14 protein-coding genes and 1 tRNA gene are annotated in these 15,309 nt (G+C 49.8%); 9 read left to right on the forward strand and 6 right to left on the reverse strand.

Annotated elements, in window-relative coordinates:
- Positions 1-59 precede the first annotated feature (59 nt).
- Positions 60-1,238 carry a cystathionine beta-lyase gene (locus K5621_RS11515; RefSeq protein WP_144216359.1) on the forward strand — a complete coding sequence of 393 codons (1,179 nt, stop codon included), beginning with the start codon at positions 60-62 and terminating at the stop codon, positions 1,236-1,238.
- Positions 1,239-1,293: 55 nt separating this feature from the next.
- Here the strand turns inward: K5621_RS11515 and K5621_RS11520 are convergent, their stop codons facing one another.
- Positions 1,294-1,491, reverse strand: a complete 198-nt coding sequence (locus tag K5621_RS11520; RefSeq protein WP_100144029.1) for a PA3496 family putative envelope integrity protein — start codon at positions 1,489-1,491, stop codon at positions 1,294-1,296.
- A 445-nt stretch (positions 1,492-1,936) separates the two neighbouring features.
- On the opposite strand from K5621_RS11520, the gene K5621_RS11525 reads away from it, so the two are divergent.
- A complete protein-coding gene (locus K5621_RS11525) occupies positions 1,937-3,022 on the forward strand; it encodes an AI-2E family transporter (protein WP_039036131.1) in 1,086 nt (361 codons plus the stop codon).
- 119 nt (positions 3,023-3,141) lie between these two features.
- Here the strand turns inward: K5621_RS11525 and K5621_RS11530 are convergent, their stop codons facing one another.
- Entirely contained in the window at positions 3,142-4,449 is a 1,308-nt protein-coding gene (locus tag K5621_RS11530) for an SLC5/6 family protein (RefSeq protein WP_245003072.1), read from the reverse strand.
- A 345-nt stretch (positions 4,450-4,794) separates the two neighbouring features.
- Here K5621_RS11530 and K5621_RS11535 point away from each other — a divergent pair, with 345 nt between their 5' ends.
- The 6 genes from K5621_RS11535 to K5621_RS11560 all read left to right on the forward strand — a co-directional run bounded on the left by K5621_RS11535 (position 4,795) and on the right by K5621_RS11560 (position 9,939).
- The gene (locus K5621_RS11535) at positions 4,795-6,069 is read left to right on the forward strand and encodes an L-cysteine desulfidase family protein (protein WP_221049291.1); all 1,275 of its coding nucleotides are present in this window, start codon (positions 4,795-4,797) and stop codon (positions 6,067-6,069) included.
- Between the two features lie 44 nt (positions 6,070-6,113).
- The gene (locus K5621_RS11540) at positions 6,114-6,773 is read left to right on the forward strand and encodes a helix-turn-helix transcriptional regulator (protein WP_100144037.1); all 660 of its coding nucleotides are present in this window, start codon (positions 6,114-6,116) and stop codon (positions 6,771-6,773) included.
- A 66-nt stretch (positions 6,774-6,839) separates the two neighbouring features.
- Entirely contained in the window at positions 6,840-7,082 is a 243-nt protein-coding gene (locus K5621_RS11545; protein ID WP_221049292.1) for a DUF4336 domain-containing protein, read from the forward strand.
- Between the two features lie 946 nt (positions 7,083-8,028).
- On the forward strand, positions 8,029-8,502 hold the full coding sequence (locus K5621_RS20155) for a site-specific integrase (RefSeq protein WP_425332470.1): 474 nt from the start codon (positions 8,029-8,031) through the stop codon (positions 8,500-8,502).
- 52 nt (positions 8,503-8,554) lie between these two features.
- The gene (locus K5621_RS11555; RefSeq protein ID WP_221049294.1) at positions 8,555-8,959 is read left to right on the forward strand and encodes a CC0125/CC1285 family lipoprotein; all 405 of its coding nucleotides are present in this window, start codon (positions 8,555-8,557) and stop codon (positions 8,957-8,959) included.
- Positions 8,960-9,363: 404 nt separating this feature from the next.
- On the forward strand, positions 9,364-9,939 hold the full coding sequence (locus tag K5621_RS11560) for a recombinase family protein (protein WP_221049295.1): 576 nt from the start codon (positions 9,364-9,366) through the stop codon (positions 9,937-9,939).
- A 235-nt stretch (positions 9,940-10,174) separates the two neighbouring features.
- On the opposite strand, the gene K5621_RS11565 is transcribed toward K5621_RS11560, so the two are convergent.
- The 4 genes from K5621_RS11565 to K5621_RS11580 form a co-directional block, all read right to left on the reverse strand.
- The gene (locus K5621_RS11565; protein WP_221049296.1) at positions 10,175-11,155 is read right to left on the reverse strand and encodes an IS5 family transposase; all 981 of its coding nucleotides are present in this window, start codon (positions 11,153-11,155) and stop codon (positions 10,175-10,177) included.
- A 486-nt stretch (positions 11,156-11,641) separates the two neighbouring features.
- Positions 11,642-11,718 (reverse strand) — tRNA-Pro (locus K5621_RS11570).
- Between the two features lie 158 nt (positions 11,719-11,876).
- Positions 11,877-13,658: a DUF3413 domain-containing protein gene (locus tag K5621_RS11575; RefSeq protein ID WP_100144038.1), complete on the reverse strand. Its 1,782-nt coding sequence runs from the start codon at positions 13,656-13,658 to the stop codon at positions 11,877-11,879.
- A gap of 103 nt (positions 13,659-13,761) precedes the next feature.
- The gene (locus K5621_RS11580) at positions 13,762-13,974 is read right to left on the reverse strand and encodes a YejL family protein (RefSeq protein ID WP_025011457.1); all 213 of its coding nucleotides are present in this window, start codon (positions 13,972-13,974) and stop codon (positions 13,762-13,764) included.
- 79 nt (positions 13,975-14,053) lie between these two features.
- Here K5621_RS11580 and yejK point away from each other — a divergent pair, with 79 nt between their 5' ends.
- Complete coding sequence (gene yejK, locus K5621_RS11585) at positions 14,054-15,082, forward strand: nucleoid-associated protein YejK (RefSeq protein ID WP_100144040.1); 1,029 nt, start codon at positions 14,054-14,056, stop codon at positions 15,080-15,082.
- The last annotated feature ends 227 nt before the right edge of the window (positions 15,083-15,309 follow it).

Below are 15,309 nucleotides of genomic sequence, written 5' to 3' on the forward strand. Positions count from 1 at the left end.
CAATGTTAAGATGCCTCAAAGGGGCGCCCGCCCCGCCATCACAAACAAGAGTTGCATCCATGAAGAAAGCCACCAAGCTGGTCTCACTCGGCCGGGACAAAAAGTGGAGCAAGGGAGTGATCAATCCTCCCGTGTTTCGAGCATCAACCGTTGTATTTGACAGCATGGAACAGATGCGCCACGCCACGGCCAATCGCGCCAAAGGGGAGATGTTCTATGGCCGCCGCGGCACTCCGACTCACTTTGCCTTTCAGGCGGCCATTGCCGAACTCGAAGGCGGTGTTGGCACTGCGCTCTACCCTTCAGGCTCTGCGGCCATCAGTGGTGCCCTGCTGTCTTTTCTGAAGGCCGGCGATCACTTGCTGATGGTAGACAGTGTCTACGAGCCCACCCGGGATCTGTGCGACAAGCTGCTCAAGGGGCTGGGGATCGAAACCAGTTACTATGACCCCTTGATTGGCACCGGTATCCGCGAGCTTATCCGCCCCAATACCAAAGTGCTGTTTCTGGAGTCTCCCGGCTCCATCACCATGGAAGTCCAGGATGTGCCGACCCTGTGCCGTATCGCCCATGAACATCAATTGGTCACCATGCTGGACAACACCTGGGCCTCCCCCATCAATTGTCGCCCGTTTGAGATGGGCGTCGATATCTCGATTCAGGCCGCCACCAAGTACATAGTGGGTCACTCGGATGTGATGCTGGGTACGGCGACCGCCAATGAAGCACACTGGGATACCCTGAGGGAGAACAGCTATCTCATGGGCCAGTGCACCTCTGCGGACGATATCTTTCTGGCTGCCAGGGGGCTGAGAACCCTGGGGGTAAGAATGGCGCAACATGAAAAAAATGCTCTCAAAGTGGCCAATTTCCTGGCCCAGCGCCCGGAAGTGGATCACCTGCGCCACCCGGCGTTTGCCAGTTGCCCGGGTCACGAGTTTTTCCAGCGTGACTTCAGCGCCGCCAATGGCTTATTTTCCTTTGTGCTCAAAGAGGGTAACCGCCAAGCGATGACCGCCTTCGTCGAAGGGATGGAACACTTCAAGATGGGGTTTTCATGGGGTGGCTTCGAGAGCCTTATTCTGGCGATATCCGGCATAGAGAAATTGCGCACGGCAACCCAGTGGGACAGCAGCAAGCCCTTGGTGAGACTGCATATAGGTTTGGAAGATCCGGACGATTTGATTGCCGACCTCGAACGGGCCTTCGAGCGTTATCACGCCGCGATGCAGGCTTGAACAGCAAAAAGCCCGCTTGAATGCGGGCTTTCCAAGGACAGTAATAGCTTGGCTGTCAGTCAAAGTCCAGCTCATCTGCCGACACTCCCACCCCCAACTCACGGGACAAGGCCATCTGCTCTCGAATATCCTCTATTCGCCTGCGAGCCGCGCTTATCCGCATATCTTTTTTACTGACCCGGTTATTGGATGTCAGAGTTCCCTCTTGGGCCGCTTCGCTCTTGCCTTTACTCAAAGATTGATTAAATGACATGGTCTTCCCTTAACCTCACGCCGGTTCTTTACGGCCTCCTCAAGAGCACTTCCCGCACACTTGGGTAAGGCCGGTAAGCCGGAGTTAACATCGACACAACCGGCATAAACTTCACCGGCAACCCCGACATAATGCCTCATTCAGGAGTCCAATCCTATCGGAAACTCGCTCTATTTTGCTTACGTTCAGCAAATACTCAGGCGTTAAAAAACAAACGGCACTATATGCCGACTCCCCGATGGCAAATTTGGCATGTTCTGCGCCCTAGAAGGAAACATTTCGCCACCCCAAACTTATTTGCGCCCAATAGCTTATGCAGTTCTTCTCTTGCGCTGCCGCTCCGTGGTTTAATAGCTGCCGTCATCTCGAGTCCGGGTCCAAGCATGTGGCCCCCGCCACACAGATGGCAAACTCAACATACTTTTTGAATTAACAAGGAATTCCCGTGTCCGTACGTTTTCGGGTCGAACCCCGCCATTGGTTAATCCTCGCCGCTTTGGCCATTGCGGCTTATGCCTGTTATCTATTGGTCGCTCCCTATCTGGGCGCGATTCTACTGGGATTTATCGTTTCCTTACTGTTTTTACCCGTGCACAAGCGCATCGAAGCGAAACTCCCCAATCACCCCAATCTAAGCGCGCTGCTTTCCTGTGTTTTGCTGACGGTAATCATACTTATCCCGCTGCTGTTTATGCTGATTTCCGTGATTGAGCAAGGGGTCAGCTCTGCCACTCAGGCTTATCAATGGCTGACTCATGGTGGCGCCAAAGAGTTGCTGGAGCATCCCTGGGTACAATCGTCGCTGGCGCTAACCAATAAATGGTTGCCGTTCGATAGCATAGATCCGCAGGAAATATTGCAAAAAGCTACCGCAGCGCTTACGGAGCTCAGCACTCGCCTGGTCGGCCTGAGTACAGCATTGCTCGGCAATATCACTGGTTTCTTTGTCAACTTCTCCCTGATGCTGTTCGTACTGTTTTTCTTCCTCAGGGATAACGAACAGATAATTACCAGCCTCAGACATGTGATCCCCCTGTCCCGCAGCCAGGAGGATAAAATTCTCGATGAGGTGGAAAAAGTGGCTAAGTCGGCAGTACTCGGCTCCTTCCTCACCGCCCTGGCCCAAGGTTTTGCCGGAGGTATCGCCATGGCCATAGTCGGCCTGCCCGGATTATTCCTCGGCTGCATGATGGCGTTCGCCTCTTTTATCCCTGTGGTGGGTACCGCACTTATCTGGGTGCCAGCCGCGCTTTATCTGGCCTTGACCGGCGATTGGGGCTGGGGCCTGTTCCTCTGTGCCTGGGGGATATTGGTGGTTGGTTCTATCGATAACTTCCTAAGGCCGATTCTGATGCAAGGCTCTGCCGGCATGAGTACCTTACTGATCTTCTTCTCTTTGCTGGGAGGACTGCAGCTCTTCGGGCTTATCGGCCTGATCTACGGTCCTATCATCTTTGCCGTTACCCTAGTGCTGTTTCATCTCTATGAAGAAGAGTTTCACGACTTTCTGCAGCAGCAGGACAAGGCCTGAGCTCTTCACATAAGTTTTGGCCTAACCCCTTGTGGTAAATTTGCTATCGCGCCATTGACAACGCCCCGCATTGCGGGGCGTTCTTCACTCGATTCTTTAACATCCAAACTTCAAGTCAATCAACTGAATGCCAGGAAGGGTGAGATACACAGTAGGATCCCTGTAGCGATAATCACGTACAGGCCAACGCCCTTGTATTTGTGTAGCGCCGGCACCCGATAAACCAGATAGGCCGGGATCAAACAGCCAACCAAGCCGAATATTGGACTACAGATAGAGGTGAAGCTCAGCACTGGGGCGTTCAACACAATGGCACTCCAGGATAGCAATATGGTAAATACCATGATGCCGTAGCCCACCAGCTTGGTGTTGATCTTCTCCTTGGGCATAACCCGCTGCAATAGGTTCATGGTGATCCCCTGACACGCTTCGCGAAAACCCAAATAGACCCCGAAATAGGCCGTCATCACCGCAAAGATATTCAGTGTCAGACTCAAGAGCTTCAGCGTTTGGCCGGGCATCCCCTGCGCCACTATCGCCAAGGCGGAAATATTTTCCTGCTCGGCTTTTACCGCCTGCTCATGCCCCAACGCCAGCGTAAAAGACACAGCATAAAAGAACACAGTAACAAACAGGATCCCGAAAGCTATGTTCATCGCCCGCATCGCTTTGAAGCGCGCCACCTCGATAGATTTCTCCCTGGCACGGTAAGAGATCACCATGGGACTGAGGCTTTGAATAAACAGGATCGAAGTCAAGGTAAATGGCAGCATTACTACCGCATCGCGGATCCAATCTGTGCTAGTGGGCACAGCGCCGATATTATTGATATCCCACTTGTCGACCATCATCAGCCCAAGCAGTGCGACCACCCCAAGCTTGGTGAGCACCATAAGGGTCGAAATCTTGAACAGCAGGCTTTCGCCGCGGGAAGCCAGTGCAACCAGAAGACAAATAAGCCCCAGACCATAGAAGGGGTTTTCAGACAACAGATTCTTGGTGGCTCCAAAACTTTGCAGGAAAGAGGCACTGTCATTGGTGATCGCCGTCGAGTAGACAAACACCCAGATCACCAACATGACAAAATAGAGGGCACCGAGAAATATGCCCCAGTTTTTCCCCAGATAATCACCAATCACGCTGGGGTAATCCCGACACTCACGGGACTCGGCTAAGGTATTGATAAACAACCTTTGAAACATATACATGGCCGGATAACCGACAAGGGCAGACAAGAGAAACACCCACAGTCCCATTAAACCCACCTGCACAGGTAAAAAGACGATACCTGCACCTATGGCCATGCCGATCGACATGATGATCCAACCCCAATCAGTACTGTCAAACCGGGTCGCCTCCTTCCATGCCTGCGTATCATTCCGAGTAATGACCGCGCCCCACTCTGGTGCCAAAGTGTCAGTTTTCATATAACGACCCTAAATATTATTGGATACTGCTTGTTATTTTTTGCAAAAAAAGTTGCAGCACTTTAACTGGGCAGCCATTCTTTTTTGCAATTTTGTTGATATCAAAGGATTAAATGAAAAACGCCATCAATTACAAGATGTGAGTCACACTAGCAACAATTGCCGTCTCATTAATGGCAAAATAAATTTGCACAACAGCCTTGGTATGCAAATAATTGCATCGTTAAGCCGAAACGCATTCAAAAATAGTTGCAAGTTATCTCAAGGGATTATGGGCCATATTGGTACAGTGACCGCAATCCAAGCCCTTGCCTATCCCCAACTCAGACTCGTCGGAACCCAGTCATGAAACCACAGTGGCAACAATATATAGCTATCCTCAATCAAGTTGTGCGCCCTGCGCTGGGCTGCACCGAGCCTGTTGCCGCAGCCTATGCCGCCGCTGTCGCCACTGAAACGCTTGGTACCAAGCCTTTAAACCTGGAGGTTCAGGTTTCGGATAACCTCTACAAAAACGCCATGGGCGTATTTGTCCCCGGTACCGGCAAGATAGGCCTGGCCATTGCCGCAGCAGCAGGAGCCCTTGGCGGCGATGCCAATGCCGATCTTGAAGTGCTGGCAAATATCAACCCGGCGCAAGTGGCCGAGGCCCAGGCGCTTATTGATACCGGCATGGTCAAGATATCCCGTATTCAAGCAGACGAGTTTATTTATTGCGCGGTAACCGCTGCCAACGACAAACACCAGGTTAAAATCGTTATCAGTGGCAGCCATACCCGAATTACCGAGAAATGGTTCGATGGCCAGTTGCTGTATCAGGCCGAAGCCTCAGCCCAAGGCAGTACTGCTTCGGTATGCAACGGCGTCGATATCAGCATTGCCGCAATCTATGAGTTTGCCACCGGTGTAGATGTTAACCGAATAAGATTTATTCTGGCGGCGTCCGATCTTAACTCCCGCTTGTCCGACGAAGGCATGAATTCGGCCTATGGTCTGGAAGTGGGCCGAACGCTGAAGAAAAATATCGATATCGGCTTGCTGAGTGACGATCTACTCAATTCGATAGTCATGTACACGGCCGCCGCCTCGGATGCGCGCATGGGTGGCGCTAGCCTACCGGCCATGAGCAATTTTGGCAGTGGCAATCAGGGCATAGCCGCGACTGTGCCAGTAGTGGTCACCGCCAAGAAGTTCAGCTGCAGTGAAGAGCAGCTGGCCCGGGCACTTATCATGAGCCACCTCGGCGCCATTTACATCAAGTCCCACTACCCGCCACTGTCGGCTTTTTGCGGCAACACAGTGACCAGTGCCGCGGCGGCCATGGCCATGGTGTATCTTGCCGGGGGCAGTTTTGAACAAAGCTGTTACGCCATTCAGAATGTCATCAGTGACAGCACTGGCATGGTCTGTGACGGCGCCAAAGCTTCCTGTGCCATGAAGGTCAGCACCTCGTCCAGCGCGGCTGTACGAGCATTTTTGATGGCGCTCAACCAACATGCCGTATCGACGCAGGGCATAGTCGCCGCCGATGTCGAACAAACGATCAAGAATCTGGGACAGATGATCTGTGATGGCATGGTGTCGACCGACAATACCATTATCAGTATCATGTCTGCCTAAGCTCCAGTGCCCGGCAATAACCGGGCTTTCACACAAGGATAGCGGTGAAACTTCACAAGTTAACTCCCAAAGACATGGAGATACTCAACGCCATCAAAAATGTGGTCGACGGTATCGCCACCATGTATGGGTCACACACAGAAGTGGTTTTACACAGCCTGGATAGAGAGAACCCCTCGGTCATCAAAATAGCCAACGGCCATATTACCGGCCGCCGTGTCGGTGCACCTATTACCAATCTGGCATTGGAAAAACTCAAGCGCGGCCAGGATATCTCCGAGACTTATCTGAGCCAAAGCGGTAATGGCAAGACTCTAAAATCCATCACCACGGTTATCCGCAACGAAAAACAGATGGCCATAGGCCTTTTGTGTATCAACACGGATATGGATGCGCCTTTGATGTCTGTGTTGCGCTCCATGCTGCCGCAACAATCCCCGCTTACAGAGCACAGCGGTACGTCAGAAGTATTCGCCGTCAATATTGAGGAAACGCTGCACAGCACCATAGACAAGGTCAATCAAGAAGTACGCCACTGTGAACAGATCCCGCCATCGAAAAAAAACCGTGAAATCGTGACCCGCCTGTTCGATGCCGGCATTTTTGAACTCAAGGATAGCGCCCAGGTGGCCGCCAAGCGGCTGGATATTTCGGTGCACACCATTTACCGCTACTTGAGGGAGCTAAAAGCCCCGCAGGAGTGACATTGACAACTAGCGGGATCATCGGCGTTAGATGATAATGCCATTAGGCGATACCAAGAAACCGCAATGCCCAATCACAGACTCAACCCCTTCGGTGATAACATCTGGATAGTGGCAAGCAAGACAGTGCCTTTCTTTGGTCTGCCATCCACTACCCGGATGACAGTGGTCAGGCTTGATGATGGCGCGCTTTGGCTGCACTCCCCCATAGCGCTCAGCGACGAACTACTCGAGGAAGTCATGGCCCTCGGTGAAGTCAGAGACTTGCTGGCGCCCAACTCATTGCACCATCTGTTTATCAAAGATTAGCAGCAAGCCTTCCCTAACGCGTTAAGCTACGCGACCGAAGAACTGGCGAAAAAACGCCGTGATCTGCATTTCGACCAACTACTGCTCGGCGAATTGGTAGACTCGCCCAACAGCCCCATAGCGCCATGGCTTACCGAGCTGGACTTTTGCCTGTTTCAGGGCAGTCCCGGGATGCCGACCGCTTTATCCGCAGTTCATTCTCCTGGCTTGGGAACCTTGACCATTAACAGGCACAGCAGCATAAACCAACAAGACTACTGACTTCGCGGCTGACCAAACATAGATAAAAAGACTGATGCAAAAAAGACAGGCACAAAAAAGCCCAATCTGTTGATTGGGCTTTTTTGTTTTGAATGTGGTCGGTATGAGAGGATTCGAACCTCCGACCCCTGACACCCCATGACATACCAGCTACTAACCTCGCTAATGTCTAAGTGTCTGACCTGAAAAGATAATCAGTCGTGTACACAATGAGGGTATGTACATGGCGACTTTTAGAATCCTACCTAGCGGCAATATCAATGTGATGATCCGTAGGAGAGGCCATAGGGCGATCACCAAGACCTTTAAGTCTCAACCTGAGGCCGAGTTATGGGCAAGCCAGATGGAAGGTTCTGAGACCTCTCCAGATGCTTACACGTTGGCATATTATGGCCAGCTTTATCTGGATACACTGAAGGGAAGGGGAGGAACTGAAGCATCAAGATACCGATTGGCTAACCTGATTAGAGGATTGCCCTCAGAGCTAAGTATGGTCACAGCCATTGATCTCGATAGGTATGTTGCAAATAGGCTCAGAACAGTAGTTGGCTCAACTGTCAGATTGGAATTGCAGCTATTATCAAGAATCCTAAAGATGGCTAGATTGCCTAATCTTCTGGCTGAATATCAACTACCGAAAGCAGGCAAAGCCAGAGAGTTGATTCTTTCACCCATTCAATACCAAATGATACTTAACGATATAGCACCCAAAGTGAGGCCGCTCGTTGTCCTCAGCTGGGAGACTGCAATGCGCAGAAGTGAGTGTTTGAGTATCACGGCTAGCTGTATAGATTGGCAACGCAAGACTCTGAGATTGGTTGATACAAAGAACGGACATAGTAGAGATGTGCCTTTGAACTCTAGGGCTTTAGATGTCCTTCTAAAAGCCTCTCAATTGACCACTGGAGAGCGGTTGTTCACAAGCAGGCCATGCACAGTGAGCCAAGCCTTTAGGCGCTCATGTGATCGTCTGAGGCTTCCTAAAGAGCTGTGCTTTCACTCCCTTAGACATAGTGCAATAACTCGGTATGCGAACATGGGGTTTAGTACGTTACAACTACAAGTCATATCTGGGCATAGAGATATTGGGATGTTATTCAAATATACGCACCTGAAGGCCAAAGATATCGTTCATCTAATGGAAAATTGTGATAAGTAGTTATCGCTTTAGGCGTTAACTCAGTAAGTTATAAAGTTTTTTGAGAGTGGTTATGAAATCTTATTTAGGCGTTATTTTTGCGTTAACTTTAGTTGGATGTGCAACTCCTTATCAGTCTGTCGGTACGACAGGTGGACTATCTTACAGCCAGTTTGATGAAAAAGTGTTCGAGGTTAGTTTCTCAGGAAATATATATACATCAGTCGATCAGGCGAGAGATTTTGTCAAATTGAAAGGAGCAGAGTTGTGTCTAGAAAGTGGCTATTCGTTTTATAACGTTTTGAGGTCAGAGGCCCATAGTAGCTCCGTAATAAAGGAGCCGTCAGGCTTGACTTGGGAAACAAGTATGCCTTCTGCAAAGCTAAAATTAGAATGTGTGAATAGCAAACAGCCTGATGCAAGATCGTTTGATGCGCAGATTGTTTCTAGTGAGATGAAGAGTAAATACAATCTTTAGTATTTTTGTTAAACGGTACTTAGTCGTCATTGTTGTTAGGTTATTCAAATTTTCCTAAATCACTAAAAAATGATGAGCTATTGTATGAGCAATATTTCACCGAAGGAGAAGGTGTTTTTCCCCCATAGGGGAGCTTGGTCACAGATACGTCATATTCTGCTCTGAATAGTCTAATCAATGTATCTAACAGTAGTCACTGGCTAGGGAACATCTAGCTGGTGGCTATATTTGCTTGCCTTTTGCTACTTCTGTTTATCCTCGATCACGATATTTCTATCAATAATGCCTTTCTATCATCTGACTATAGTCTATTGGTATTGTGATATTGGCCTATCATTTTTGTGTTGATAAAGGTTAAGTGATAGGTTTGTCATTTAACCTATCATTTGATAGGCGAGACAATTATGACCACTTATATCTATGCACGAGTATCTACCAATAAGCAGAACATCACAGGCCAGCTCGAGACATTATCTAAGGCCTACCCAGATGCTCAGGTATATCATGACAAGGCCACAGGCAAAGACCTCAATAGAGAGGCATTCAGGGCCTTGGATGACCGTTTAGTGTCAGGTGACAAAGTGGTTGTGTATGACTTATCACGCCTTGGTAGAAATACGGCAGACCTAATCATGCTGGTAGAAGATTGGAATCGGAGAGATATAGGCCTTGTCGTATACAACCTAGGTGGCTCTGTGGTTGATACTAGTACTGCTACAGGGCGATTGATGTTCACAGTCTTGTCTGCTGTTGATCAAATGCAGAGAGAGTTACAGGCAGAGAAGGCCGCTATTGGTATGGCTAAGGCTGTAGCTGAAGGTAAGATGAAAGGGCGTCAGGCTTCACCAGAAACACTGAAAGCATGCCAAATGGCTATGGAGTATGTAGGCAAGGGGCTGAGTAAAGAGACCGCTGCGAAGGCCGCAGGGATCGGTGTGGCCACTCTTTACCGTTACATTAAACAGGGGAAGAGAGACTGATTCAACTCACTTTTATAGTGGCTAATTGCGAGTTTGAGAGAGATATCGCCGATAGTTCTGTGTCGGAATTTTGAGATGCCATAAATTAGGGAAGCTGCGATTAAGTTGTACCTATCTTCCAAGTTGATGCCTAAGTGCATCTTTTTTGGCTTCCTACACTCAAATTCCCACTATTGAGCCCAAAGTCGGCTTTATTCTGCTGATTTAGGCCCTTTTTCAGGCCAATTCCCAAATTTTAGGTAGATCTCGCCTGTGCTCGTATCATTTGGTCGACTCGAACCAGGTTCGCCAGTGTGAACAACATTGCCATTTGACTGTCATTTTTAGCCAGTCCCTTGTACCTCGCTTTGACGAAGCCAAACTGGCATTTAATGATCCGAAATGGATGTTCAACCTTGGCTCTGATACTGGCCTTCAGGTACTCGTAGCGGATAGCTCGTTTGTTCTTTCGTGGGTGTTTCTTCAGCGCATTCACCTTTCCAGGGCGGTCGGCGATAAGCCAATTTGCGCTGACAAGGCTCAGCTCTTCACGTTTTTCAGCTCCCTGATAACCCGCATCCGCAGAGATAAACTCCTCATCTCCGTGCAATAGATTTCCTGCCTGGTTAAGGTCGTGTTCGTTGGCCGCGGTTGTCACCAGGCTGTGGGTCAAACCGCTTTGGGCGTCCACGCCGATGTGCGCTTTCATACCGAAATACCACTGATTACCTTTCTTGGTTTGATGCATTTCCTTATCGCGGGCATTGTCTTTGTTTTTGGTGGAACTGGGCGCTTGAATGATGGTAGCGTCGACCAATGTTCCCTGGGTCATCAGCACGCCACACTCCGCTAGCCATTGATTCACTGTACTGAAGATTTTGCGCGCCAACTTATGCTGCTCCAGCAAGTGCCTGAAATTCATGATGGTAGTACGGTCAGGAATGGCTTTATCCAGTGACAGACGGGCAAATTGACGCATAGAGGCGATTTCATAAAGAGCGTCTTCCGTGGCCTCATCGCTCAGGTTATACCATTGCTGCATGCAGTGAATACGCAACATCGTTTCCAGCGGATAAGGTCTGCGACCATTGCCTGCCCTGGGATAAACAGGTTCGATAACGCCACGTAATTTGTCCCAAGGGAGCAGGTCATCCATTCTGCCAAGGAAGACTTCCTTGCGGGTTTGGCGGCGTTTACTGGAAAACTCACTGTCGGCAAAAGTCAGTTGCTGGTTCATCCGGTTACTCATCCATGGTTCAAGTCACGATACGAAGATCTCACATCTCGGACTTATTCGCACCTTCCTTAGAATTTTTAAAAAGAACGTTTATTTGGAATTGTGTACCTCTAACTCGCTGTAAACTAGATGCTTGTTGTTTTGGGGCTGCGATCCATAGAGCATCAATATAAGCAGGCTCTGAACTTAAGGGGCTATGTTGATGATTAACTAGGGGGCAAGTGCCTTAGTCAGCATGGATGGAAGAGCCCAGGTTCAGATTGTGATTCAGGTGTCAATATATGGTTGAGGACGCAATAGAGGCTGTACAAATTTACGCGAATCTTAGAGGCGTGTTTAGTCCTATGGGATCTTTATTTGAATCGGTAAACGTTAAAATGAGCTTGGAGTTACTTTGTTGTGTACACGGTCGATGTACATGTACAGAGTTTATAAAGTAAAATAGCCAGTCACTATATTTCAAATGACTGACTATCTTAGAGAAATTGGTCGGTATGAGAGGATTCGAACCTCCGACCCCTGACACCCCATGACAGTGCGCTACCAGGCTGCGCTACATACCGATATTTGTCTTGAGCGGCTGGCGCAGTGTGCCGTCTCAACGAGGCAGAACTTTACCAACAGTCGCGAAGCTGTGCAAGCTCCATCTGTGGTTTTTTAGTTTAACTGCCTAGTTTGTGGCCTGTTTTTCCTCTATCGTTCAGTCTTTAATCCGCGGCGCTTAATGGTTGTACAAACGCCGCCCTTCGCGCATCACTTCGATAAGTTCCGGGGCACTCATCTTCTTGTCTAGGCGATTCTGATAAGCCTTGTCATAGATACGATATTGACCATGACGGTCAATCACAGTGATCTCCGATTGCTGATAGATGGCAAAAATTCTGGCATCACCGACATAGACCCAGGTGAGACTGTCGGGCTGCAGCAAGTGGCGTCCGGCGCTGTAATCTGTCGGTGGATTACTGCAGCCCAGCACCTGGCTCATCAAGGTGGGTACCAAACCATAGTGGCTGGTGCGATATTTGGCCTGTATATGACCACCAACGGGCCAATGGATCACCAGTGGCACACTGACATTAGCCGGTGACAAATCACGTCTGGCTTCATCGGCGTTACTGGTGAACACCTTGCCATTGACTCCCGTGATAATCACCAGGGTGTTTTCCGGCATAGCAGACAAGAGTTGCTCCAGCTGTTTGTCGATAAAGTTCAGCGATTGCCGATATTGATTGAACAACACTTTCTGCGCTGGCTTGAGGGCGTGGTCGGGTTTGACTGTCTGCACCCCGAGGAAGCCCACTGGCGTATCATAGTCTTCCGGCGATTTGAGGTTCAAAAGCGCAAACCAAGGGGCTTGTTGCTGGGCTCGCCACTGCTTGAAACTGTCGATACTTTGAATATCGGCCATGGCACTGCCACTCGCATCTTCGGCAATATGAGTATCAAAATCACGGAATATTGCCTGAGGCCGCGCCTCGGCATAATTGCTTCTGTTGGTAAACAGCCCCAGATTATAACCCTGCTGCTTGAAGCTTTGCCCCAGCAAGGGGCTGGTGTAATTCAGCTCCACCGCATCCATATAACTGCCCTGCAGGCCATAAAGCAGTGAAAACATGCCGCTGCGGTAGGTATTGCCGCCGCTAAGATGATTCATAAACGCATGGTTTTGTTTACTGTAGCGACTGAAAAACGGCATAGTCTGCTCGTCGGCCATATCGGCCCGGAGGCTGTCGATGGCAATAAGCAGCACATTGGGATGTTCTTCTGCATTGCAGGTCAGCGGCGCCCTTGGGTATTTAAAGCTGGTTTCAGTATCCACCTTCAAGCTGCTGGAGCCATCTATACCGTGGTTTTCCATAAAGGTGCGCGCCGTCGCCGGATAGGATAACGGGTAGGCATCATCGAAACGGGTAATTTCGGTGACATCGGCGGCATCGGCCCAGATATGAATAAGATGGCTGCTGACAAAGCAAACCCCGATAAAGGCCACCACCTTGTTGCCATAGTTGCGCCTTTGAATTTTCTCGATCCGCTTCCAGATAAAGTTGGCGGCGGTCAACTCCAGCGCCAGGATCCCAAGGGGAGTGACGATATAAGAGGTGCCATGCAGCAGACTGTTGAGGTCGGCCCAGGCCAGATCAACGGCAAAGGGACTCAAATGCATACCATAGTCGTCATAGACTATGGTGTCATAAAGCATGATACACAGGCCTAGGGTGGCCACCACTGCCGCGTATCCCCGAAGGATACGCGAGTAAGGCAACAGCAGAGTGACGGGAAACAGCAATACCAGATAGACAATAAACGCCAGAAAGCTGAAATGGCCTATGGTACTGACGCCAAGGTAGCCCCAACCAATCCAGGTTTCCGGGTAGCCGACACTGTCCAGATATCGGCTGCCGACTATCATGGCCAAAAAGCCATTGAAGAAGGCAAACCAGTGCCCCCAATTGATAAGGCGTGAAACTTTATCCTTGCCCAACTGCTTTGTTCGCTCGACCATATGGATCCGCTTTTTTGTAAGTGCCTGTGTATCTTACATTGATTGTTATTATCTGCTTTTTGACTTACAACGCCACTATTTAACGCATTTCAGTTGTGACAAGTCAACGCAGGGATTGTGTCAATGCTTTGGCAAATTGCTCCGCTACTTGCTGACGAGCTTCCTTGGGCACTTTGGTCGATAGCAGATGCGAAGCCGCATTCCCCAGCGCCATCAGGCCAAGATCGGTCGGAGCCTGGTGTTTTTCCAGCACAGCCAGCAATTCGGCGATCAGAGATTCAACTTGCGCATTGGTATATTTTGATTGGATAGCCATAAATAAAAAATGATTCACTCAGATAAGGATTAGCGGCATATAATAGCGGATTTACAACAGAGTATCACTATCGGGGCTTATGAGTATTCACGTCGAACAAGCGATTATTCACGCAATCACCCAAAATGGCGAAGGCCAGCTCAGCTGCCGTCTGCGCCCTCAACCACTGCTGAACAGCCAGGCCGTTGAGACCATGCTTGATGAGCTGCACCAGAGTTACTCCAGCAAAGCGGGAAAAGGCTTTGGCTATTTTGGTGTCCCCGGTGATGATGGCGAAGCCAATCCCGCCTTCAAGGAAGCGCTCAAGTCCTATCGCGATGGGCAGCAAGGCTTTGTAGAGTTCTCAGCCACTGCGGGCAAACTGCTGCAGGAAGAACTCTCCAAGTATGACTTCAGCCAAGGCGGCTTTTTGCTGCTGGCTTGCTACACCTTTATGGCCAGCGACTATCTGTTTGTGGCACTGCTGAACGCCAAATCGTCAATGACAGTGCTGGATGATATGGAGCTGTCGCAAAACGACCACCTGGATCTGAATAACATCCAACTGGCGGCCCGAATCGACCTCACCGAATGGCAGGCCGACAGTGAGTCACGCAAATATATCTCCTTTATCCGCGGCAGAGCGGGACGCAAGGTGGCCGACTTCTTCCTCGACTTTATGGGCTGCGTCGAAGGGGTGAACCCTAAGCAGCAGAGCAAGACCCTGATGCAGGCGGTGGAAGACTTTGTCGGTGGCGGCGACTTGACCAAAGAAGAGCGTCAAACCTGCCGCGACCGGGTGTTTGAATACTGTACCTCCCAGGTCGACAGCGGCAGTGAAGTCATGCTCAAGGATCTAGCCGATGAACTGGCCGAATCCGGCATGGACTCCTTTTATGACTTCGCCGTTGGCGGTGATTACGGTTTGGAAGAGGAGTTTCCGGCCGATAAATCTACCCTGAGGCAGTTGAAGAAATTCTCCGGCACCGGTGGCGGCCTGACCCTAAGCTTTGACAGCTCACATCTGGGCGAGCGGGTCATCTATGATCCTGTCTCGGATACCATTTTGATCAAAGGCGTACCGGCCAACCTGAAAGATCAACTGGATCGGCGCCTCAAGGGCGAATAAGGCTGTCAAACACATCAAGGCGCTTTGTTGTGATATCAAAGGCGCCTTGATACATTTCCCATCCGCTATCCTCAGCTATATCGTCTCTATCAGCCTGGCAGCTTTTACTAGCAAATCCGGCCCCTCTCCCACCAAGACGTGCTGCCGTTAGTTACCAGCTCGAATTAGCGATTGGATACGATTGAGACAAGTTTTTAAAACTTATTGTTAAATAAACCATTTGGCTC

The sequence above is a fragment of the Shewanella carassii genome (assembly GCF_019670705.1).
Lineage (GTDB): Bacteria > Pseudomonadota > Gammaproteobacteria > Enterobacterales > Shewanellaceae > Shewanella > Shewanella carassii.

What these genes read in the sequence shown, in the direction of transcription:
- K5621_RS11515 (WP_144216359.1), top strand. Translation starts at nt 60, where the DNA reads ATGAAGAAAGCCACCAAGCTGGTCTCACTCGGCCGGGACAAAAAGTGG.
- K5621_RS11520 (WP_100144029.1), bottom strand. Translation starts at nt 1,491, where the DNA reads ATGTCATTTAATCAATCTTTGAGTAAAGGCAAGAGCGAAGCGGCCCAA.
- K5621_RS11530 (WP_245003072.1), bottom strand. Translation starts at nt 4,449, where the DNA reads ATGAAAACTGACACTTTGGCACCAGAGTGGGGCGCGGTCATTACTCGG.
- K5621_RS11535 (WP_221049291.1), top strand. Translation starts at nt 4,795, where the DNA reads ATGAAACCACAGTGGCAACAATATATAGCTATCCTCAATCAAGTTGTG.
- K5621_RS11545 (WP_221049292.1), top strand. Translation starts at nt 6,840, where the DNA reads ATGCCCAATCACAGACTCAACCCCTTCGGTGATAACATCTGGATAGTG.
- K5621_RS20155 (WP_425332470.1), top strand. Translation starts at nt 8,029, where the DNA reads ATGATACTTAACGATATAGCACCCAAAGTGAGGCCGCTCGTTGTCCTC.
- K5621_RS11555 (WP_221049294.1), top strand. Translation starts at nt 8,555, where the DNA reads ATGAAATCTTATTTAGGCGTTATTTTTGCGTTAACTTTAGTTGGATGT.
- K5621_RS11560 (WP_221049295.1), top strand. Translation starts at nt 9,364, where the DNA reads ATGACCACTTATATCTATGCACGAGTATCTACCAATAAGCAGAACATC.
- K5621_RS11565 (WP_221049296.1), bottom strand. Translation starts at nt 11,155, where the DNA reads ATGAACCAGCAACTGACTTTTGCCGACAGTGAGTTTTCCAGTAAACGC.
- K5621_RS11575 (WP_100144038.1), bottom strand. Translation starts at nt 13,658, where the DNA reads ATGGTCGAGCGAACAAAGCAGTTGGGCAAGGATAAAGTTTCACGCCTT.
- K5621_RS11580 (WP_025011457.1), bottom strand. Translation starts at nt 13,974, where the DNA reads ATGGCTATCCAATCAAAATATACCAATGCGCAAGTTGAATCTCTGATC.
- yejK (WP_100144040.1), top strand. Translation starts at nt 14,054, where the DNA reads ATGAGTATTCACGTCGAACAAGCGATTATTCACGCAATCACCCAAAAT.